The 23,757-nt window shown below is 28.3% G+C and carries 20 protein-coding genes; 11 read left to right on the top strand and 9 right to left on the bottom strand.

Annotation, left to right across the window (positions count from 1 at the left end; all coding sequences use genetic code 11):
- The first annotated feature begins 87 nt into the window (after window positions 1-87).
- A complete protein-coding gene (locus ACQPUW_RS12360) occupies window positions 88-609 on the top strand; it encodes a CpsB/CapC family capsule biosynthesis tyrosine phosphatase (protein WP_430837805.1) in 522 nt (173 codons plus the stop codon).
- A 271-nt stretch (window positions 610-880) separates the two neighbouring features.
- Here the strand turns inward: ACQPUW_RS12360 and ACQPUW_RS12355 are convergent, their stop codons facing one another.
- The 5 genes from ACQPUW_RS12355 to brnQ all read right to left on the bottom strand — a co-directional run bounded on the left by ACQPUW_RS12355 (window position 881) and on the right by brnQ (window position 6,083).
- A complete protein-coding gene (locus tag ACQPUW_RS12355; protein ID WP_430837804.1) occupies window positions 881-1,453 on the bottom strand; it encodes a sigma-70 family RNA polymerase sigma factor in 573 nt (190 codons plus the stop codon).
- A 155-nt stretch (window positions 1,454-1,608) separates the two neighbouring features.
- On the bottom strand, window positions 1,609-2,541 hold the full coding sequence (locus tag ACQPUW_RS12350; protein ID WP_430837803.1) for an LCP family protein: 933 nt from the start codon (window positions 2,539-2,541) through the stop codon (window positions 1,609-1,611).
- Between the two features lie 153 nt (window positions 2,542-2,694).
- The gene (locus tag ACQPUW_RS12345) at window positions 2,695-3,666 is read right to left on the bottom strand and encodes an LCP family protein (RefSeq protein WP_430837802.1); all 972 of its coding nucleotides are present in this window, start codon (window positions 3,664-3,666) and stop codon (window positions 2,695-2,697) included.
- Between the two features lie 23 nt (window positions 3,667-3,689).
- A complete protein-coding gene (locus tag ACQPUW_RS12340) occupies window positions 3,690-4,520 on the bottom strand; it encodes a Cof-type HAD-IIB family hydrolase (RefSeq protein WP_430837801.1) in 831 nt (276 codons plus the stop codon).
- Between the two features lie 267 nt (window positions 4,521-4,787).
- A complete protein-coding gene (brnQ, locus tag ACQPUW_RS12335) occupies window positions 4,788-6,083 on the bottom strand; it encodes a branched-chain amino acid transport system II carrier protein (RefSeq protein ID WP_430837800.1) in 1,296 nt (431 codons plus the stop codon).
- Between the two features lie 359 nt (window positions 6,084-6,442).
- Between brnQ and galU the strand changes: the two genes are divergently transcribed.
- Window positions 6,443-7,321, top strand: a complete 879-nt coding sequence (gene galU / locus ACQPUW_RS12330) for a UTP--glucose-1-phosphate uridylyltransferase GalU (protein ID WP_430837799.1) — start codon at window positions 6,443-6,445, stop codon at window positions 7,319-7,321.
- Between the two features lie 265 nt (window positions 7,322-7,586).
- Window positions 7,587-10,064, top strand: a complete 2,478-nt coding sequence (locus ACQPUW_RS12325) for a discoidin domain-containing protein (protein WP_430837798.1) — start codon at window positions 7,587-7,589, stop codon at window positions 10,062-10,064.
- 189 nt (window positions 10,065-10,253) lie between these two features.
- Here ACQPUW_RS12325 and ACQPUW_RS12320 read toward each other — a convergent pair whose 3' ends face one another.
- Window positions 10,254-10,463 carry a hypothetical protein gene (locus ACQPUW_RS12320; protein ID WP_430837797.1) on the bottom strand — a complete coding sequence of 70 codons (210 nt, stop codon included), beginning with the start codon at window positions 10,461-10,463 and terminating at the stop codon, window positions 10,254-10,256.
- A gap of 71 nt (window positions 10,464-10,534) precedes the next feature.
- Window positions 10,535-10,744 (bottom strand): hypothetical protein, encoded by a 210-nt coding sequence (locus ACQPUW_RS12315; protein WP_221858312.1) that lies wholly within the window; start codon window positions 10,742-10,744, stop codon window positions 10,535-10,537.
- A 133-nt stretch (window positions 10,745-10,877) separates the two neighbouring features.
- Here ACQPUW_RS12315 and ACQPUW_RS12310 point away from each other — a divergent pair, with 133 nt between their 5' ends.
- The 8 genes from ACQPUW_RS12310 (at window position 10,878) to ACQPUW_RS12275 (ending at window position 20,425) form a co-directional block, all read left to right on the top strand.
- Window positions 10,878-11,570, top strand: a complete 693-nt coding sequence (locus ACQPUW_RS12310) for a response regulator transcription factor (RefSeq protein WP_430837796.1) — start codon at window positions 10,878-10,880, stop codon at window positions 11,568-11,570.
- A gap of 4 nt (window positions 11,571-11,574) precedes the next feature.
- Window positions 11,575-13,044, top strand: a complete 1,470-nt coding sequence (locus ACQPUW_RS12305) for an ATP-binding protein (protein ID WP_430837795.1) — start codon at window positions 11,575-11,577, stop codon at window positions 13,042-13,044.
- An 89-nt stretch (window positions 13,045-13,133) separates the two neighbouring features.
- A complete protein-coding gene (locus ACQPUW_RS12300) occupies window positions 13,134-14,252 on the top strand; it encodes a hypothetical protein (RefSeq protein ID WP_430837794.1) in 1,119 nt (372 codons plus the stop codon).
- Window positions 14,253-14,876: 624 nt separating this feature from the next.
- The gene (locus tag ACQPUW_RS12295) at window positions 14,877-16,520 is read left to right on the top strand and encodes a peptide ABC transporter substrate-binding protein (RefSeq protein ID WP_430837793.1); all 1,644 of its coding nucleotides are present in this window, start codon (window positions 14,877-14,879) and stop codon (window positions 16,518-16,520) included.
- Between the two features lie 22 nt (window positions 16,521-16,542).
- Window positions 16,543-17,490 (top strand): ABC transporter permease, encoded by a 948-nt coding sequence (locus tag ACQPUW_RS12290; protein WP_430837792.1) that lies wholly within the window; start codon window positions 16,543-16,545, stop codon window positions 17,488-17,490.
- Between the two features lie 10 nt (window positions 17,491-17,500).
- Entirely contained in the window at window positions 17,501-18,418 is a 918-nt protein-coding gene (locus ACQPUW_RS12285; protein WP_430837791.1) for an ABC transporter permease, read from the top strand.
- Between the two features lie 29 nt (window positions 18,419-18,447).
- On the top strand, window positions 18,448-19,461 hold the full coding sequence (locus ACQPUW_RS12280; RefSeq protein ID WP_430837790.1) for an ABC transporter ATP-binding protein: 1,014 nt from the start codon (window positions 18,448-18,450) through the stop codon (window positions 19,459-19,461).
- 4 nt (window positions 19,462-19,465) lie between these two features.
- Entirely contained in the window at window positions 19,466-20,425 is a 960-nt protein-coding gene (locus ACQPUW_RS12275; protein WP_430837789.1) for an ABC transporter ATP-binding protein, read from the top strand.
- A gap of 302 nt (window positions 20,426-20,727) precedes the next feature.
- On the opposite strand, the gene trpS is transcribed toward ACQPUW_RS12275, so the two are convergent.
- Both trpS and ACQPUW_RS12265 read right to left on the bottom strand, forming a co-directional pair.
- The gene (gene trpS, locus ACQPUW_RS12270) at window positions 20,728-21,732 is read right to left on the bottom strand and encodes a tryptophan--tRNA ligase (protein WP_430837788.1); all 1,005 of its coding nucleotides are present in this window, start codon (window positions 21,730-21,732) and stop codon (window positions 20,728-20,730) included.
- Between the two features lie 282 nt (window positions 21,733-22,014).
- Window positions 22,015-23,670, bottom strand: coding sequence for a GerAB/ArcD/ProY family transporter (locus ACQPUW_RS12265; RefSeq protein WP_430837787.1), 1,656 nt, complete (start codon window positions 23,668-23,670; stop codon window positions 22,015-22,017).
- Window positions 23,671-23,757 lie beyond the last annotated feature (87 nt).

The raw sequence follows: 23,757 nt of genomic DNA, 5'->3' as shown, positions 1-23,757 counted from the left end.
ATCCTCAAAATATTACTTTCATATAAGTCAATGAATATATGAGTAATAAAAACATAAATATAACAAGCTATAAGGAGGAAAGGAATTATGGGAAATGTAGTTAATTTAAAAGAATTAGATTTAATAAATTTGTATGCTCCTAAAAATATTAAAATAAATGATAAAAATTTAGATATAAATAGATATAAAGTTTTAGAAATAGAAGGGTATTATCCATCAAATATATTTAAGGATATTTATGATATACAACTAAAAGGATATATTCCAATAGTGCTTTATCCAGAAAAGCTTATACCAATAATAGATAACATAAGTGATATTAATGACTTTATTGATTCAGATTGTTTATTCGTACTTGATGCAAAGAGTTTAGAAGGAGACTATGGAAGGGCAATAAAGAATACTTCAAAAGTTTTACTAGAAAATAAAATTTATAATTTTATTAATAAAAATAGAGTTTCGGAAGATGATATAAGTACAGTTATTTCAAAATATAAAGGGTATGATGAAATCTTAGAAGAGAGTATTGAAAAATTAAACAATGGAGAATTAATTGAATTCTCAGGAAGAAGGGTTAAACCTAAGAAGAAATTACTTGGAATATTTTAAAAAATAGGATATTCTATTATGAAAGAATGGTTAGGCATGCATATATTTTAAGTAAGGCAAATGATGAATTTAAGTGAGGTAATCGATGAAGTATAAGAAAGTTATTAAAATTATGATGCGTCATTAAAGTATAAAAAAAGTATAAAAATATAATAAAATATTATAAAAAATGAGGAAGCTTGAGCAGTAAGTAGCTTACCTCATTTTTATTTGCAATAAATTAAAATCAAATTAATATTTTAAAAATTAGATGATTTTGCGTAATTTAATATTATATATTAAATAAAATTACTTTAAGATTATCTGCAAGTTTTTTCTTTCTATATAAGCACTTTGAATAAGGAATGCAATATATTTCAGAATATCTTTTAAGTGGACATTTAACCCCACTATACATAAGAAAGTCGAATAAATGCTTGTACTCAGCACTTAGGAGATTTGCGGCTGTCTCTATTCTATTATCTTCATACTTTCCAATTATTATATCTTCAGTAGTAGCCTTTTCTTCTAAAAAATCCATTACTTCAATCCCTCCATCTGTTTTATTATTTAAGCTTAAAGCTTTTTTATCTATATTATTTTTTCTGCAAAGATAAGCAAAATTATTTGAAATAGTCCATTTTACATAAGAGCTAAAGGATGAACTTTTATTAGTGTCAAATGTATCTATAGCTTTTAATATACAAAGAGCTCCATATTGCATAAGATCTTCATTGTCATAGCAATCTATAAAGGCATATTTTTTTATTTGGCTTTTAATAATAGGAGAATATTTAATTATTAGTTCTTCTTTTGCATTAGAATTATTTTCTTTAGCTAGATTTATTAAGAGTAAGTCACACATGTTATGTCCCCCTTTCAAATTAAAACAAATATTATTTACCTTTTATATATGCAGTTAAGTAAAAAAAGTATAAAAAATAGGAACGTATGTTCGTGTAGAATTTAAAAAATATGCTTAGTAATCATAGGATTAAAATTACTAAGCTAATATTTATATTATTCTTCAGCTGTTTTCCCGTATATGAAGTTATGAAGTTCATTTGTTTCTGATTTTTTATCAAAAGTCATGTAGTATATACCATTCATATTAGTTCCTTTTGAATGAGTATCACAAGGCAACCTATATTGACTCATATTAGATACACCCATTGAAGCTATATTTGTACCAATTGTCATAAATTCACTTGAGCTTAAATTTGTTTGGGCAAGTGGTAATGTTTCATTTAATAAAGAAGGATAACTTGTAACAGGCATTTTCTTAACTTTATTAAATATAGCTTCTATAACATTTCTATGCCTTTGAGTTCTCATTTGGTCGCCACCATCGTATCTGATTCTAGAATATGCTAGAGCTTGTTCACCATTTAAAGTTTGATTTCCAGTTTTAGTGACGGAAGGACCTATATACTTTAAATCACCTTCAGTTATATTTAAATCAATTCCTCCAATTTCATCTATTATCTTTGGAAGACTAGTAAAATCAACTGTTATAAAGTTTTCAATATCTAAATTGAAATTTTCATTTAATGTACTTACTGCAAGTTCAGGTCCACCAAAGGCATAAGCATGAGTGATTTTATCTTCACCATGTCCTTTAATATTTACATAAGAATCTCTCATTATAGATGAAAGTTTTAATTCATTATTTTTTTCATCTATTGTCAGAATCATTATTGAATCTGAGCGACCTTTTTCACCTTCAGGAGAATCAACTCCAAACAATGCGATATTTTTTATTTTATTATCTTCATCTAACTTTTGTGTGATTTCTTTATTAATAGATAGGTTATCCTTATTTATATCTACTTTAGTGGTTTTGTTTAAAAGATTCTTTATATACATAAAGCTTCCACCAAAGAAAAGAATTATTAAAAGACAGATTAATAAAAGTATCTTTTTCCACGAGGCCATATTTTTAAATTTTCCCATACCAATCTCCTTAAATTTACAAATTTTCAATCTAAAAATAGTATACCATTTTGAGAAAATTATGTAAATAAAAGAATAAAAAGGAAGTGAATTAGCCTATATAATAAAAAAGAGATAGATTATTGAGTTAATCTATCTCTAAAAATTTTAATTTTATTGTTCGTATATAAATTTATGCATCTCATTAGTTTCAGCTTTTAGATCATATGTCATATAATAAACACCGTTAATCATTTTACCATCTTCATGTTTATCACATGGTACTCTTAGATCTTGGAAACTTGTAGCACCAGTATCAAGTATATCTTTACCTAAGCTTATGAATTCACTTGAACTTATATTTGTAGTTACAAGTGGTAGTAATTCATTTAAAATAGCAGGGTATTTAGTTGGAGATGTGGATTTCATTTTATTAAGAACTGCTTCAAGAACTGTCCTTTGTCTTTCGGTTCTTCTTTGGTCTCCACCATCATATCTAATTCTACAATAAGCTAAAGCTTGAGTTCCATCTAAGTGATGCATTCCAACATCATTAATTTTAGGAGAATTAGTTTTATTTATTTGATTTAAGTTTTCTATATATCCATTAATATATTTTAAATCGCCTTTAGTTATATTAATATCAACTCCACCTAATTCATCAATAACCTTTGGCATTGATGAGAAGTTTACTGTAATAAATTTATCAATAGCTAAATCAAAGTTAGTATTAATTGTATTAAGTGCAAGTTCAGGTCCTCCATATGCATAAGCGTGTGTAAGTTTTGTCATACCATGACCTTTTACATCAACATATGAGTCTCTCATAATAGAAGTAAGCTTTAACTTATTATGTTTTTTATCTATTGTAAGTATAAGATCAGCATCTGATCTTCCTGCCTGACCGGTTGGAGCATCAACTCCAAACAATGCAATATTAATTATATCATCCTTTTTATCATTAGCCTGTGTACTTTCATTTAGGCCTAATGAGTCTTTGTTCAATTCGACTCTGTTTGCTTTGCTAAGAGTCGCATAAACATATCCCATTCCAGAACATATAATAACTATTGCAGCAACTACAACACCTATAAGTACCTTCTTCCACGTAGCCATCTTCTTTTTTGTAGTTTTATTATCCCCCATTGTTTTACTCCTTTCAAATTACATTAGAGAGCAAACTTTCTAATCGCTTTAGCAACACCAGAATTAACATTAGTATCAGTAATATAGTCTGCTTCTTCTTTAAGAAGATCAAGACCATTACCCATAGCAACCCCAGTTCCAGCAAATCTTATCATAGAAAGATCATTCTCGCTATCTCCAATGCACATAATTTCATCCTTAGTTATTTCAAGAATTTTTGCTAATTGTTTAACTGCATTTCCTTTTGAAGTGCCTTTTTTCATTACTTCAAAGTTATGTAATCCAGAACTTACGACCTCATATTTATTAAGATTTATAAATTCATTTTTTGCTTCTAAAAGTTCAGTATCATCTTCAGAAGCTCTATTAATTGATATAGATTTAAGCACATCACCGTCAAGCTCTTTTAATATATCTGTAAGGTCATTAGCTACTTTGAATTTAATTTTATCCTCATCTTTAAGTAGCTTATTTGTAACTGCGTAAGCATGATCTTCTTTAAAATCAGTAGAAGATATAGCTGTGTTATGAGTATTAAAATAAGTCTCAAAGCTATACTTCTTGGAAATATCATATATTTCTAAACACTCATCTAAAGATAGAGTATTTTCATATATAACCTTAGATGAATCTTTTTCTCTTATATAAGCACCATTTGATGATATTATAGGAGCGTTAATTCCAAGTAAATCTGAGTAGTGTTTTGCAGATGTGAAAAGTCTGCCAGTTGTAATTGCTATAACAATTCCTTTATCTATAGCTTCTATTAATGCCTGTTTATTTTCATCAGATACGTTATGGTCATTATCAAGAAGTGTACCATCCATATCTATACAAATTAGTTTTATAGCCATGTCTAAACCTCCTTTATACATAGATTATTATACCCTAATGTATTCATCAAAATTTTATCATCAATAAAAAATAATGTAAAGTTAAGTATTTATTACATTTACAATGCTAAATATGTAAATTAAAGTATGGAGTGCTTAATCTAAGTGATATACACTAATTTAATTAATAATCAAAATGGAAAGAAGCAGGATATTTTAAATAATCCTGCTTCTAAGGTGTTTTGGGTTGTATTTATTTCAATATTATTTAATAGAAAAACCAATAATTTATTTAACTAATTCCTCTTTAAAAGAAGTATTAGTGACATTGTCTTCATTTTTATTTCTAAATAATACACATCCAACTAAAATTGCTACTACAGTTGGAATTAACCAAGCAAAGCCTTGGCTTCCAAGTGGAATGAAACTTAAATTTATTCCAGGAACTTGGCTAAGTAATCCAAATACTAATGAAGTGTAAACTCCAAGTCGTACTGCATTAATATTAGTTAAGAACTTGTCTAAAAGAGTTGTTGCTATAAGTGTTATTGCAACAGGGTATAATACATTTAAGATTGGTCCTGATATTTTAACTATATTATCAACACCAAGACATCCAATTACTATACTTATAATTGATATAACTACTGCATTAACCTTATAAGGAAGCTTTCCTTTTGAGACTTCTGCAAAGAATGAAGAACCTGCTGTTATTAAACCTATTGAAGTAGTAAGGCAAGCTAGTCCCATTGCTATACCAATAATTATAGTTCCAACATTACCTAAGATACCTTTTGATATTATTAAAAGTAATCCTGTCTTTGTAACATCAGCTGGAGCAAGTGATGCAGTTTGTGCACCTATAATTGTTAAACCACCATATACGAAGGCTAGTCCAACAGCTGCTACAATTCCAGCCTTTATTGTCATTGGAACTAAATCTTTATTTTTATAACCTTTAGCTAAAATGCTAGAAGATACTATTGCTGCAAAAAGTAATGCTGCAAGGGCATCCATTGTTTGATAACCTTCAAGGAATGCAGTTGATAGTACTGAAGTTGCACCTGTTGCTTCTATATTACCAATTGGGAATATGAATCCTTTAATTATTATTATAGCTAATATAATAAGTAGTGAAGGTGTTAAGAATTTACCTATTGTATCTATAATACTTGATTGTCTAAATACGAAGAATAGGTTAATTCCAAAGTATATAAACATCCAAACTAGTGGTGGAATACCAGGAAGTATTGGATTAATAGTTAATTCGTAAGTAGTTGCTGCAGTTCTTGGAATTCCAAGCATTGGACCAATTGCGATAAATAAAAGTGATGCAAATATAATTGCAAACTTTGGACTTATTTTTGATGCCATAGTTTCAAATGTTCCATCACCTTTAGTACATGCAATTATTGCAAGAAGTGGAAGACCAACACCTGTTAATGTAAATCCTATTACTGCAAATATGTATTCTGTTCCTACTGCATGTCCAAGATAAGGAGGGAATATTAAGTTACCAGCACCAAAGAACATTGCAAATAGCGCAAAGCCTATAACTAAACAATCTTTTGTTTTCTTATTCATAATTTCAAACCCTTTCTTAATAAAGTAAAATATTGCGTTTTATAATATAACTCTTGCGTTAAGTATTACTAAATATCTTTTATTTTAATTCTTATAAATTTTAATATATCAACTATAATAGCACTAATATTTATAAATATCAACAAAAAACACATAATATTATAGAAAACTACAAGATTTATATGGAATTTAATTAACAAATTAATAAAAAAATACACTTAATATTGAAAAATCGTTACATGGTAATTAAAGTATGTCTTATGATATAATGTTTACATGTCTATATTTTAGTGAAAATTAGCCTTATGATTATTAATTTCATAATGGCAATTAATAACAATTAAGTTGAGGGTGATATAATGAAAGTAAAAAAGGCAATAATCCCTGCAGCAGGGCTTGGAACAAGGTTTTTACCTGCAACAAAGGCACAGCCAAAAGAGATGCTTCCAATAGTTGATAAACCAACAATACAATATATTATAGAGGAAGCTATTGCATCAGGCATTGAAGAAATATTAATAATTACAGGAAGAAATAAAAAATGTATAGAGGACCATTTTGATAAATCAATAGAACTTGAAATGGAACTTGAAAAATCAGGTAAGAATGAACTATTAGAACTTGTAAGAGATATTTCAGAGATGGTTGATATACATTATATAAGGCAAAAGGAGCCAAGAGGGTTAGGTCACGCTATTCATTGTGCAAAGACTTTCGTAAGTAATGAACCTTTTGCAGTACTACTTGGAGACGATGTAGTTGATAGTGAAACACCATGTTTAAAGCAACTTATGGATTGCTTTAATGAATATAAAACTTCAATACTTGGAGTTCAAACTGTTCCAGAAGAAGATGTATCAAAGTATGGTATAGTTGATGGAATTCATATAGAAGATAGAGTATACAAGGTTAAGGACTTAGTTGAAAAGCCAAAGAGAGAAGAAGCGCCAACTAATGTTGCCATCCTTGGAAGATATATAATAACTCCACAAATCTTTGAAATATTAGAAAATACAGCACCAGGTAAGGGAAATGAAATTCAACTTACAGATGCTCTAAAAACTTTAGCTGCTCAAGAAGCTATGTATGCATATGACTTTGAAGGAAGAAGATATGATGTTGGAGATAAGTTTGGATTCTTACAAGCTACAATAGAATTTGGACTTAAAAAGGATGAATTAAGACCACAATTATTAGAGTACTTAGAAAATAAAGAGTGGGAAAAAAATCTTAAGTAGAATTATTAGGTTAATAGTTATATTTACGAAACTAGTCTTAAATTAAATAAAATATGATAAATATCGGATGTAGGTTTTTAGAAAGCCTACATCCGATATTTTTTATTTATAATAATTTATATACATATTATTAATACAATATCCAAAGATATCATATATAATAAATTGGTAATACCAGTTTAAATTATAATTATAATATAATTTAAAAAACAATTAAAAAACACATATTAAATAAAATTAAGGGGAAATGATAGGAGAGAAGCAAATGAAGAGTAAGAAAATACAAGCAATAATTGTTGCAAGTTTACTTAGTGTAAATTTACTAGTACCAGGGGGGACTGCTTTTGCAGACGAATTAAAAGATACTAATACTAAATCAAGTGATTATAATGATTTGAGTAAACAAGAAAGTCAGGAAAATTTAAATTCCGATAGTAATTCTAATGTAGATATCAATAATCTATCAGTAGATAAGTTAAAGAATGAAATCAATTCAGCTGTAGATAAAACACCAATTTCTGATTTTGACAAATTATCAAGCGATGAAAGTTTAACTAAAAATGTGTATGTAAAAGAAATTATATCAAGAGTTGGAGAAAATAATCTTAAAAGTTTTGCAAGTAAAAGTAAAGAAAATGCAGACTTTTTAAATTGGCTTTTAAATGATGAAACTGCAATGAAGGAATATCTAGATGGGGGACTACCATCTAAAACAAAAGAAGGTACTATGGATGCATATTTTTATGGCAACGATAACAAGGTTGTTCCAGAAAAAGAACTAAGTGCCCTTGAAGTATGGTCAAAGATTTGGAATAAAGATTCATCTTCAAAGGATGGAATTAATTTAAAAATAGCAATAGCAACTTCATTAGAATTCGCAAGTCCAGTAATGAGTTGGCCAGCAAATAGGGTAATAGATCCAGTTGAAAGATATCTAAATTTTAAAGATGCCAATCAAAATAATGAATTATTTGATTGCTTTAGAACATTTAATGTAAAGAACTTAAGAAATATAGTAAATGTAAATTTAACAAATGAAGATATAGTATGGCTTAGACAACATACTAAGGATGTATCAGAAGGTAAAATAGATGAAAAGTTTAAGTGGCAAAAAGAGCATATTAAGAAGAAAGATTTATTAAGCCAAGACAAAATAGCTGAAAGTGATTATACAATACAGTATACAACTAAGAATCCAGAAGGTAAGAGTGTATTTGGATCAGGATTTTATGGAGATAACCCTACAATACAAAAGGTTGCAGAGTATGGAGGCGTTTGTGGTGCTTTATCTAAATATGGTACTGCTTCATGCCAAGTGTTTGGTGTTCCAGCATATGCAGTTGGACAACCTGGACATTGTGCTTTCCTTTATCTTAAATCAGATAATCATTGGTATATAGGAAATAACATTTCAGGCTGGAAGGGTACTGCACATTATACTACTACAATTCCATATATGTTTTTACATGAAACTCTAAGCCAAAATCAAGAGACTTTCGATAAATCAGAAGAACTTAGAATGCTTGCAAATGATGTTAATTCTAATGAAAAAGCAAAAGCTATATTAGATGAAGCCATTAAAGCTTGTCCGCTTAACTATAGTTCATGGGAAAATAAATTAGATTTAATGCTTAAAGATACTAGTACATCAACAGAAGAATTCATAAAAGTAAATTCAGATATAATGAATACTTTTGCGCAGTATCCACAAGTTATGGAAAATCTTCTTGTTAAAATTAAAGACAAAGTAATAAATAATAGAGCAGAACTTCAAAATTATGTTTCAGAATACAAAGATGCATTAAATAAAGTTACTGATAATAGACAAAAGCCATATGTTGAAAATATATTAAATGATATGCAAAAGAATGGTCTTTATTTAGCTACATTTAGCTTTGATGGGGAAAATGCAGGAAAATTAAATGGAGCTAAAAAGGATATTGATGAATATAGCTTAGATGGTGGAAAAACATATAAGTTAGTTAAAGAAGATTCACAGCAGCTAACTAAAGAAGAGTTAGATTCTATAACTTCAGAAAATGGAATATTAATTAGAGTAAAAGGAACAGATAGTGCAAATCTTATTTCTATAAAAAAAGCAGCTAATATAAATGTAACTAACAATGATGAAGAAAATTTAATCTTTGGATTAGATAAGAGTATGGAATTTTCATCTGATAATGGTGTAACTTGGACAAAATATAATGGAGATAATCTACCTGATCTTAGTAAAGATATGACATTATTAATACGTAAAGCAGCAACAGGTAATACAGTAGCTAGTAACATAATAAAGTTAGCATTTACAAATAATGAACTTCCAAAAGGATTTATACTTCATAAAGATATGACAGTGGATAGTTATTCAAGTCAGCAAGATAATGGATCTGCTGCAACAAAGGCTATTGATGGCAACGTAAAGACAATATGGCATACAAAGTGGGATGGAAGTGATAAGCATCCGTTTATAACTTTAAAGCTTAATAAAGAATATGATATCTCAAAATTAACTTACCTTCCAAGACAAGCAGGTAACTATAATGGAAATATAACAGAGTATAAGATATCTACAAGTTTAGATGGAAAGAACTTTACTGAGGTAGCAAGTGGTTCATGGGCTAATAATAGAGCAATGAAAACAGCAGAGTTTAAGGCAACTAAGGCTAATTATGTTAAACTTGAAGTTATTCAAGGGGTAAATGGATATGCATCAGCTACTGATATAAGTTTATATACAAATTAATAAAAGATAAGTTAAGAGAAACCAGTTATATTTCTGGTTTCTTTTTTGTTTCAATTAATTTTTAAAAGATAGGCTATATTGGCTACTAAAATTTATTTATCAGAGTTTAATACAAAAATTATAGTATTACGTGAGGATATAAAAATAGAATTCTATTTTTAAAAAGTAGTTTGAATAAGCTATTAAAAGTTATCTGATTAAAAACATTTCAATACCAAAAAGTCCACATCCAATGCTAACCATAATATCAACAATTCCATAAATACTGCATAAAAGGAAGCTTATAAATGCAGTATGCTTTTCTCTTTTTTCAGTAAAAACCTTAGGGAATTCTTTTATAAAAAGAAATATTTTCATAAAGAATCCTAATAGCAGGGACAAATAGGCTAGTTTGACCATATAAAATTCTCCTTTAAGTTAAGTAATATTATTTAAGTTGAATAATAAGAAAGATAGATTTAAAGTTTAAGCTAAATTAAGAAGCTTTCTATAAAATAATTAGAAAAGAAACAGGTTAATGCAATTATAGTAAATTTAAGTGAAGTAGCAAATACACTCATAGATACTTTATAACATACTGATTCATCTTCATTCCATATCTCAATAATAGAGTCCTTCAATTCAAAAAGTCTCATTAATACAACAATAAGTATAAAAATATACAATAAAATAATAAACATTATAATACACTCCTATGATGAAATAACTTAATTACAATTTTAACATAATATTAAATAAATTCCAGAATTATGTTATTATCTAATGGTATAAATAGATTTATATAACTTATAAAGGGGTAGGGGATTAAAAGATATGGAAAATAAAATACTTATAATTGAGGATGAAGCAGACATCCAAAATATATTAAGGTATGCTTTTATGAAGGAAAAGTTTAAAGTTAGATGTGCTTCATGTGGAATAGAGGGTATAGAAATATGTGAAGATTTTAGTCCAGATATAATAATGTTAGATTTAATGTTACCAGATATAAGTGGATTTGAGGTTTGCAAAAGATTAACAAAATATAATATACCAATAATTATGCTAACTGCAAGAAATGATATAGTTGATAAGGTTCTTGGATTAGAACTTGGAGCAGATGATTATATAACAAAACCTTTTGATATAAGAGAATGTATTGCAAGAGTTAATGTAGCATTAAGGAGATTGCAAAAAAATAAATCAAGGTATGAATATATAGATAAAGAGGAAAAGCTAACTGAATTTACTATAGATAATATAAAAATAGTTAAAAACTCAAGAAAGGTATTTATAGATAATACAGAAGTTAAATTAAAGCCAAAAGAAATGAGTCTACTACTATATTTGATAGATAATAGAAATATAGCAGTTTCAAGAGAACAGATAATGGACAAGGTGTGGGATGATGATTATGATGGGGACTTTAGAACTGTTGATGTTCATATAAGAAGGCTTAGGCAGAAGCTTAATAACAAGGATATTATAGAAACTATCTTTGGTATTGGCTATATGCTAAAGGGGTAATTATATGAAAGTTAAACATAAATTTGGAGCTGGATTTATAGCTGTATTTTTAATTTCTTTCATAGTATTTAATTACTTCATAAATAGAACATTTGATAATTATATTAAAAATCAAATAAAAGTAGAGATGGAAAGCTCGTATAAAAGTGCTTATAGAATTATAAATAGATACTTCCAAAATAATGATTTAGAAATTAAGGAAAGTATATTTGATAAGAATTCCCCAGAGCTTGCAACTCAGATAAATGAAGAAAATAATTGTCAGATAGATATCTACAATACAGAAGGAAGTAAGGATTATTCTTATGAAAATAATGATGTGGAGATTTATATAGATAAGGAAAAACTTAAAAAGTCATTAAATGATTCAAAAGAAAATAAATTATCTTTCAATATATACACAAAAGATAATAAAGTAACTTCAAGTATTACATTTCCTTTGTACATTAAAGGAAATTATTTTAAAATAATTTCTTTAAGTAAAGATTTTACTGAGAATTATAAAAGTTTAATTAACCTTATGGGAATATGGAAAACCCTAACTGTAATTATATTTATTTTAATACTGATTTCAAGCTATATATTATGCAGCAAAATAATTAAGCCCTTAGAGATATTAAAATATTTATTTAAGAAAGTTGAAAATGGAGATTTAAATGTAAGAAGTGATATAGAATCTAAGGACGAAATAGGAGACCTATCAATTGGATTCAACAATATGAATGAGAGAATACAAAATCAGATAGATGCAATAAATAATGAAAAAGATAAGGTTATAGCTTTAGAGAAAAATCGTAGAGAGTTTTTTAATAATGTAACTCATGAACTTAAGACACCTTTAACTACTATATCAGGTTATGCACAAATTCTTAAAGATCCTGATTTTAATGATATAGAATTTAAAGAATTAGCTTTAGGGAGAATAGAAAAAGAAAGTGATAGAATGCATAGAATGGTTAAGGAGCTTATAGATATATCAAAAGATAATCTGGATATAGATAGTGACTCTATGGAAATATTATGTGTAGATAGATTTATAGAAGTAATAGTAAAAGATTTATCAATAAAAGCTAAGAAAAATAATATAAATATTATCTATAACTTAGAAAAGGTTAAGCTAGTATGTTCTTCAGAGGATTTAAAGAGAATTCTTATAAACATAATAGATAATGCTATTAATTATTCTAAGCCTAATAAAGATATTAATATTAATCTTTCAAAAGATGATGGATATTTAGAATTAGTAGTTACGAATTCTAGTGAACTAATTAGTAAAGGGGAAATTAGTAAAGTATTCGAACCATTCTATAGATATAATATAAAAAAATCAAAAGATATAGGTGGAAATGGACTTGGACTTTATATAACACAGGGAATAGTTAAAAAGTATAATGGAGATATAAAATTTATATATGATGAAAAGCTTATGGAAGCAAAAGTACTCATTAAAATGGAATGTAATAAAAAACTTTGATTGGAAACATTTTGGCAATATAATTTAATATTTTGGTAAAATCCTACTATTATTATTGAGATATAAATAATAGATTGGAGTGGGGGAATATGATAATTAGGGGTAAAGGGAATATTATAAGGTCTGGAGTAATAATAGCTACATTAGTAGCTATGTTATTCACTATAGGATGTAATAGTCCAAAAAGTATTGAGGAATCATCAATACTTTCAGAAAATGTAAAGGAAGACTCAAATAAAAATGATTTTAAAGTAGTATCAAAAGAAGAATATAAAATTACTGATAATAAAATACTTGATGCAATAATATATGGATTTACAGGTATAGAATATTTAATAAGAGATGATGGGATTTATGCAGAATTTTATAAGGCTGATGATGAACCTGAGAATGAATCAGATTACAGCTTAATCGAAACAAAGGAGAAGTTGTTATTCAAAAATGGAGAGGTAAAGATAGACCCAGAGGGAGAGGTTACTAAGTCAGTTCATAAAAGGAATAATAGTTCATATGAAATTTATGAGACGTTTGATGGGTATGTAGTAAAGGATATATTAAATGCGAGTTGGCGTGAAGAGAAGAAGGTAAGAGTAGAAAATATAACCATATATAATGAAGAATATGATATAGATAATAAGAAGAACTCTAAAGAAAAGGAATCTAATATTAAAGAAAAAATATCAATAGATATACCAAAGGATATAAACTATTATTACACTATTGGAATTATAAATAACAAATTATTATATGCAAGTGGAGAAGAAGGCGGACAATTTGCAAATAAGATAGGGAAAATTGATTTAACTACAGAGGAATTTGAAGATACTATTAAGGTAGAACCATACAGCCAAGCAGTTTTAATAGATGAAAATACAGTTGCATTCAAAACTATATCCTCAGAATATGTAGATTTAAAAATTTTTAATTTAAATAAGAAAACTTACGATACTATAATTAAAAATAAAAATATTTGGAATATGGGAGTAAGCAAAAACAAAGAAAAGATTTATTATACTGAAGAAAATGATAATAAAAAAGTTGTATATCTTGCATCTATTTCAGGAGAGAATAAGGGTGAGCTATGTAAAGTTTATGAAAATAGCAATAATGAAGAATTTATAGTAGATATTAGCAATGATGGGAAAGAAGTTTATGTTTTTTTACATGGAAGTGAACCTAAAATAATAAAATATGAATTAAATAAATAATATAATGAAAATTTTATGAGGAGAAGACAGGTTATACCAATAGGTATAACCTGTCTTCTCATTTTTTTAGATTTTTCTCATTTTTACATATGTCTAAAATATTAATTCATTAACAAAATGTTCAAAAATACTATAAAAATAGACATATTTATAGCTAAATATTAAAGGTAAATGATTGAAATATACTATTAATTTACCTTATAAAGAAAAAATTGAAGATAGACTTTGATACAGTAAAAATTTTATTAATACAGCATTAATAAAATTTTGCATTTTTAAAATAATATATGGTAATTAATAGATATTAAAAATAGAGATTAAGATGATGGTATCACTAGTATTAATACCATTTTGCTACTTTAGTGTTATAAATCAATAAAGTATATAAAATCCTATAAAGAGTGTATTAATTAAAAACCAATATCAATTACAGCGTATTAAAAAAGTCAAATATTTGCAAAAAATATTATGAAATACACATGTATTCAACAGAAAAACATATGATAAAATGATAAAAAAATCAGAGTATTTTTATGAATGGTTTAATAGAATAAAAAATTTTCAAAAAATATATAATTTATTGATGTCATCTTTGATAGAATATATAAAAAAGGGGGCATAAAAATGAAAGCTAAAAAGGCAATAAGCACAATTTTGATTAGCGTACTAATATTAACTTCCTTTACTGGATGCGGAAATAAAAATGAAACATCCTCTAAAGAAGTGAAAGTATTAAATTTAACAACTGGGGCAGTTAAAACTATGGATTCTGTTAAAGCTACAGATTCGGAATCCTTTAATATAGCACAAAATACTCAAGAAACATTGTTAGTATATAACAATGATAAGCCAGTACCAGGTGCTGCAAAATCTTTTGAGAAAAGTAAAGATGGAAAAACATATACTTTTCACTTAAGAGATGGATTAAAGTGGAGTGATGGAAAAGAACTTACATCAAAAGATTATAAGTATGCTTGGATGAGATTAATAGATCCAAATGTAGCATCAGGATATTCTTTCTTTTTATTTGGTGTAAAAAATGGAGAAAATTATTTTAACGGAAAAGCAAAGGCTGAAGACGTTGGAATTAAAACACCAGATGATAAAACTTTAGTTGTAGAACTTGAAAATCCTATTCCATATTTCACTCAATTAGTTGCTTTCCCAGCTTTGGCGCCACAAAGAAAAGATATTGTGGAAGCACAAGGGGAAGCATTTGGAAGTAAAGAAGATGGACTAGTATTTAGTGGACCTTTTATGGTTTCTAGCTGGAAAAGAGGATCTAAAATAGAGTTAGTTAAAAATCCAAATTATTGGAATGCTGAAAATATTAAATTAGATGAAGTAAATTTAAATCAAATTGGTGAAGTAAATACACAATACCAAATGTTTTTAAGTGGACAACTTGATGTAATGTTTAAAGTTGGTGGAGAATACATAAAAGAACTTCAAAAAGGAGTTACAGAAGGAAAATGGGACGAAGTAAGTGGCGTTATGCCAACTGTATATTATGACCAATATAATATGAAAAGTCCAAATAAACTACTTCAAAATACAAAAATAAGACAGGCTCTATCTATTGCTATAGATAGGGAACAATATACAAAAGATATATTAAAAAGCGGAGTTCCAGCTTACGGAATGGTACCAGAGGGAATTGTAGCTGGAGATGTTGAATATAGAAAAGAAGTAAAAGAGCCATTAAAAGAAATAGCAAATAAAGATCCTAAAGAATTATTTATAGAAGGGTTAAAGGAACTTGGACTTGATCCTGATCCATCAAAATATACAATAGATTTATTACTTCAACGTGGCGATTCAAGTATAAAAAACCAAGGTGAATATTTACAAAATACTTGGAAACAAAAAATTGGAGTAAATGTAAAACTTCAAATACCAGCAGATTTTTCAGATTTTTTAAGAAAGCAAGATGCTGGAGAATTTGACATAGCAATGGCTGGTTGGGGTGCTGACTATAATGACCCTATGACATTCTTAGATTTATTCGGGGCAAAGAATGGAAGTAATTATGGAAAATTCAATAATGATAAAGTAAACAAACTTTTAGAAGATTTACAAACTGAAACAGATACTAATAAAAGAATTGAAATGTATAAGGAAATAGAAAAGATTGTAGTTACTGATAATCCAGCAATAGCTCCAACTTATTATTTAGATATACATTCATACCAAAAGAAAAATGTTCATGGAATGCAATATCCAAAGTTTGGTGGAAGTTACCAATTAAGATGGGCATATATAGAATAAAGTAATAAAGGGGGCAAAATATATGGTTAAGTATCTTTTGAAAAGATTAGGGTTAATGATAATTACCTTATTTGTTATAGTTTCTGCTACATTCTTTTTAATGAATAGTATGCCAGGAAATCCAGTAAGATCACAAGCTAAAAAGTTACCAGAATCAGTACTTAAAAATATGGAACAAAAATATGGATTAGACAAACCAGTTGGTGAAAGATATGCAATGTATCTAAAAAATCTTGTAAAAGGTGATTTAGGAGATTCATTTGTAACACCGGGATTAAGTGTTGGTGAAATAATTAAAGATGGATTCCCAGCTTCAGCAAGAATCGGAATACAATCTGTATTATTTGGATTAGTAATTGGGGTGCTACTTGGAATTATAGCAGGGTTTAAAAGAAATACTCCAGTAGATTATGCAGTTATGTTTATTGCAATACTTGGAGTTGCAATTCCAAGTTTTGTACTTGCAACATTAATACAAAGTATTTTAGGTGGGAATTTTGGTATACCTATTGCGGGATGGTATAGTAGTAAAACACCATTTTTAGAGCAATTTAAATTTGTAATATTACCTACTATAGCACTAAGTTTTGGTAGTATAGCAACTTATGCAAGATATATGAGGGCATCAGTTTTAGATGTATTAGGACAAGACTATATACTAACAGCTAAAGCTAAGGGGTTATCTTCAGGAGCTATAACTTGTAAGCATATTTTAAGAAATTCTATATTACCAATAATAACAATACTTGGACCACAAATAGCAACAATAATTACAGGAACAGTAGTTATAGAAAAAATATTTGCAATACCTGGTATTGGAAATGCTTTAGTAGATGCTATATATTCTAAAGATTATAACGTTATTATGGGATTAACATTATTTTTCTCAGCGTTATATATACTTTCAATATTAATTGTTGATATTTTATATAGTGTTATAGATCCACGTATCAAATTAGAGGGGAAGTAGAGGGATTTATATGGCAGAATTAAGTAGAGATAAATTTAAAATTGTAGGAATAGATAAAAATAAATCTGAGCAGATTGCAAGACCTAATTTAACATATTGGCAAGATGCTTGGAGAAGACTTAAGACTAATAAAGTAGCTTTAGCTTCATTGATACTTTTAATAGTTGTAGTATTAATGTGTATAATACAGCCAATGATTGCAGGAGACAATTATGCAGTGCAAAATATAGCACAAATGAATCAAGGACCTTCAGCTGAGCATTGGTTTGGTACTGATAATTTAGGAAGAGATTTATTTGATAGATTATGGGTTGGAGGAAGAGTTTCCTTAATAATTGCCTTTGTAGGTACTTTAGTAGAATGTGTACTTGGTATCATATACGGAGGTATAAGTGGATATTTTGGTGGAAAAGTAGATGCTGTAATGATGAGAATTGTGGAAATCTTAAGTGGAATTCCATATTTAATAGTAGTTATATTAATTGCAATTGTACTTGGAAATGGTATATTACCACTTTTAATAGCTTTATGTATAACTGGTTGGACTGGTATTGCTAGAATGGTTCGTGGACAAGTAATGCAACTTAAAGAAGCGGAATATGTTATGGCAGCAAAAACATTAGGTGCAAGTCCTCTTAGAATTATAATGAAGCATATGATTCCAAATAGTTTAGGAATCATAATTGTATACATAACTTTTGATATACCAAGTTATATATTTGCAGAAGCTTTCTTAAGCTTTATAGGACTTGGAATACAACCACCACAAACAAGCTGGGGTGCTATGGCTTCAGCTGGACAACAAGTAATGCAATTTTACCCAAGTCAGCTTATATTCCCATCATTAGCTATTGCTATAACAATGTTAGCATTTAACTTATTAGGTGACGGATTAAGAGATGCATTAGATCCAAAATTAAGAAAGTAGTAGCAGTTTGTAAGGAGGGGAAAGATATTATGGAAAAAATACTTGAGGTAAAGGACTTAAAGGTATCATTTCATACTTATGCTGGAGAAGTTAAAGCTGTAAGGGGAGTAAGCTTTGACTTAGCACAGGGAGAGACTTTAGCTGTAGTTGGAGAATCAGGTTGTGGTAAAAGCATAACAGCAAAATCTTTAATGAGATTATTGCCTACACCACCAGCAGAGATAGATAAAGAGTCAAAAATTATGTTTAACGGAAAAGATATATTATCTTTAAATGAAAAAGAAATGCAAAAAATTAGAGGAAAAGATATTAGTATGATCTTCCAAGATCCTATGACTTCTCTAAATCCAACAATGAAGCTTGGAAAGCAAATAATGGAAGTTCTTAAAATACACAGAGGTATGAATAAAAAAGATGCAGAGGAAGAGGCAATTAGATTATTAAAATTAGTTAATATTCCTAATGCTGAAAGCAGAATAAACCAATATCCATTTGAATTTTCAGGTGGTATGAGACAAAGAATGATGATTGCTATGGCACTTGCTTGTAATCCTAAGGTATTAATAGCAGATGAGCCTACAACTGCTTTAGATGTAACTATTCAGGCACAAATCATGAATCTTATGAATGATTTAAAAGAAAAGCTTGGAACATCTGTAATTCTTATAACTCATGATTTAGGAGTTGTTGCAGAATTCTCAGACAAGATACAAGTAATGTATGCTGGAATAATAGTTGAAAGAGGGACAGTTGAAGAGATATTTACTGATTCAAAACATCCATATACTTGGGCATTATTAAAGTCTATGCCAACTTTAGATACTGAACATAAGGGAGAATTATATTCAATAAGTGGAACTCCACCAGATTTATTAAATCCACCAGTAGGATGCCCATTTGCAGCAAGATGTGAGTATGCAATGGAAATATGTAAAGAAGAGATTCCAGAAGAAACAATAATCACAGATTCTCATAAGGTAAACTGCTGGCTTATGCATGAAAATGCACCAAAGGTAGAATCACCTTTAAAGAGGGGGGTGTAAGCTAATGAGTAAAGAAGTACTTTTAGAAGTTAAAGATTTAAAAAAATATTTTAATGTAGGAAAAGGTAAGACATTAAAGGCAGTAGATGGAGTTAGCTTTACTATAAATAAGGGAGAAACATTAGGTTTAGTTGGTGAATCAGGATGTGGAAAAACAACTTGTGGAAGAACTGTAATGGGCCTTTATGATGTAACAGGTGGAGAAGTAATATTAGACGGAAAAGATATTACTAAGTTTAGTAACAAGGAAAAAAGAGCTAACTCTAAAACATGTCAAATGATTTTCCAAGATCCATATGCTTCATTAGATCCTCGTATGACAGTTGGTGATATTATAGCAGAAGGTATAGATATACATAAGCTATACACTGGAGAAGAGAGAACAAAAAAGATATATGAGTTATTAGAACTTGTTGGTCTTAATAAAGAGCATGCATCAAGATTTGCCCATGAGTTCTCAGGTGGACAAAGACAACGTATAGGAATAGCAAGAGCACTTGCAGTAGAGCCTAAATTTATTGTATGTGATGAGCCAATTTCAGCTCTTGATGTTTCAATTCAAGCACAGGTTGTAAATTTATTAATTGATTTACAAAGAAGAATGGGGTTAACATATCTTTTTATTGCTCATGATTTATCAATGGTAAGACATATATCAGATAGAGTTGGAGTTATGTATCTAGGAAATCTTATGGAGATATCTGAAAGTAATAAGGTGTATGAACATCCATTACATCCATATACTAAAGCTCTTATGTCATCTATACCATTACCTGAATATAGCAATGAAAAAAGAGATGATAGAATAGTATTAGAAGGTGAAGTAAGCAGCCCTATAAATCCTAAACCAGGATGTAGATTTGCAAGTAGATGTAAGTATGCAAAGGATATTTGCTCAAAGGAACAACCTAAATTGAAGGAAGTAGAAAAAGATCACTTTGTTGCTTGTCACTTATATGATTAATAATATAGTGTAAATAAGTTAATAGAAGTAGATTTATAATCAATAGAGAGTATATCTATATATTTAATAAAAAAGATTTATAAAACCAATAGAGACTTATATAGTTAATAAGCGTAGTTTATATAGCTTTAATAAGAGTTGGTTTATACCTTGAATAGAATTATGTTTATATGGATAATAAACTATATTTATATAATTGGTTAATACTTTAAATTTAATATATAAAATAAAGGAGAGTTACTTAAATTAGAGCTAATCTAAATTTAGTAATTCTCCTTTTTTATCTTAGTTATATTAAAAAATTATCTTGGAATGAATCCAATTTTCTTTTGCATTTTTCTAAGAGTTTTATTTGCAACATATGATGCTTTTGAAGCACCTTCTTTATAAATAGCTTCTAAAGCTTTCTTATCTTTAAGAAGTTCATTAACCTTTGCTTGAATTGGAGCAAGTTCATTTACAAGAGCTTCTCCAACATCTGCTTTAAGCTCTGCATATCCTTTGCCTTCATATTCTTTTACTAAAGTTTCAGGACTCTTTTCTGTTATTGCAGATAAAATGTTTAAAAGGTTTTTAACACCAGGTTGATCATCTGTATAGTTAACAATTCCAAGGCTATCAGTTACAGCTCTTGAAACTTTCTTTCTTATGACATCTGGTGGATCCATGATTAAGATAAATGAATTTAAGTTGTCATCTGATTTTGACATCTTCTTAGTTGGCTCTTGTAAATTCATTATCTTAGCACCAGTTTTAGGAACATATCCTTCAGGTATTTTGAATGTAGGGCTGTAAGTATTATTAAATCTTGCAGCTATATCTCTTGCAAGCTCTAAATGTTGGATTTGGTCTTTACCAACAGGAACTAAATCAGTTTGATATAATAATATATCAGCTGCCATAAGTACAGGATATGTAAATAATCCTGCTCCTACTGAATCTCCAGCTTTCTTTGATTTATCCTTATATTGAGTCATTCTTGAAAGTTCTCCAATATATGAATTACAAGTTAAAAGCCATGCTCCTTCTGAATGAGCTGGTACATGAGATTGAATGAAAAGAGTATTCTTTTCAGGATCAATTCCACATGCTAAATATATTGAAAGAAGTTCTAATGTTCTTCTTCTTAAATCTGCAGGTTTTTGAGGAACTGTTATTGCATGTAAATCTACAACGCAGAAATAACTGTTATATTCATCTTGAAGTTTCACCCAATTTTTTATAGCTCCAAGGTAGTTACCTATTGTAAGGTCCCCTGAAGGCTGAATTCCACTAAAGATGACTTTTTTAGCTTCGCTATTTTCCATAGTGCTTCACTCCTTAATTTAAACTAAAGTCATAATATAAATTATAATTGGTCTTGCCTAGTAATGTCAATTTGTATGTATTATGTAAATAAGCAGTTTGCTTACATTATTTAGATATATATATGGTACTTTGTAGCAGATAAAAAATGCTTAGGTAAAATAATAAAACCTAAGCATTTTGGGGAATATTAATAATTAAAACTAAATAATTGATAGTAAACTTTGAAATAGCTTTTACTAGTAGATAGTGAGCTTTACAACAGTTTTCAATGATAATTTTTTCTATTCCTTTGACTGTGTGCCTGATGGGAAGAAAAAGTTACCGCTAAGGTGAGATTCTTTAGAATCTTGTTCACTATTACTTTGATTATTACTTTCACTGCTATTTTGATTATTATTTTGATTGTTACTTTGTGAATCAGTATAATTACCAAATACATAGCAACCATTGGATTCATCTTGATTATCACAATTATTAGCTCCATTTTGGTTATTATGATTATTTAATTTACTTTGATTATTAAGAGAATTTCCGTTGTTAAAATTATCTTGGTTATTTAAAATACTTTGCGCATTAGGATAATTTCCATTGTTAAAATTGTTTGGAGTATTTGATCCATTATTATTATTATTAAAGTAATTTTGATTATCATAATTGTTTTGAGTGTTTATTCCACTTTGATTATTTGGGTTACCTTGATTGTTTGGTGCACCTTGATTATTCAGGTTTCCTTGATTAATCGGGTTGCCCTGATTATTGGAATTGCCATGATTGTTTAGGCTTCCTTGATTAATCGCATTACCTTGATTATTAGGAACACATTGATTATTTGAAGGAGTATTCCCATTTCCAGCAGCTTGAACCTTTAAATGTTTATTCCATCTATAATAGTAAATACAAAATGTTATAAATGGCATTATACCAAGTAGTAATAAAGCAACTAATTGATAATATCTTAAAAAGTCAAAGAAGGCATAGTGGTTTTTTGTAACAAAAAATGCACATATATAGGCAATTATTGAATAAACAATGGCATATACCCTTTTGTTTGAGAACTTATCTTTATAAAGATAAAGTATAGCAACAGCACAAAGAACATATTTAAGAAACCATAAACAAGTTGTCTTTGATATAAATAATAAATCACCAAATTCTATAAACCTTTGAATCTCTATGCGCTGAGTTCTTAAAAATTCAGGATAATATATATTACTAGCTCTTAAAGGTCCAAAGGTTGTAACAGCAGATATAACACTTGATACTGAAATAAATACAATAATTAATCCAGCTATAAGGGTAAATTTACTTAGCTTTTCCTTTTTATCTACGTATTTTAAGAAGGGAAAAGTAACTGCTGTCGAACAAAAAGCACCAAGTATAAGTAGTATACACAGAATAAACTCTTTATTTATTCCAAGACCCATTATAGGTAAAAGATAAGTGTAATGTTGATATGAGAAGGTAAATAGCTCAACAATAAACATAGTTGAGAATACAAGTACAATGGTAACCGTTATTACAATTAATAATGTTTCAAGTCTTCTTGTAATTAAATAAGCAGCAGGTATTATGAAGAATAGTAAACTATACCAAATTGGTGTTTCAATAAATATATTAGAATGTATTGAATCACTTTGAGCTGCAGCAGATTCAATTGATGTTAAAAATAGTGTAAGTGCAAAAATAAATATAAATATATTACCAATCTTTTCAGGATATGCTCCTTTAAATATTACCTTAATATCAAAAGTATTTGTCTTTTTACATACATATATAATGAAGTATAAATAAGCTAAGTAAATAATTCCTGCAATAATTCCAGCAAGCCATGTATCAGCACCCCCCATACTAATAAAAATGGAAGAATAACTTCTTAAACTTATAAATGAAACAACACATATAAAAAATAAATAATGTTTGCTTGATAGTTTATTCATTAAATCACCTCTAAAACTCTAAGTTACAACATTCAAGTATAGTATTAGCAAAATAATGAATATTAAACATTTCTGGAGGAATAATAT

This window comes from Clostridium sardiniense (genome assembly GCF_050584765.1).
Taxonomy (GTDB): Bacteria; Bacillota; Clostridia; order Clostridiales; family Clostridiaceae; genus Clostridium; species Clostridium sardiniense_A.
This window is presented reverse-complemented; position numbering and strand designations above follow the sequence as displayed.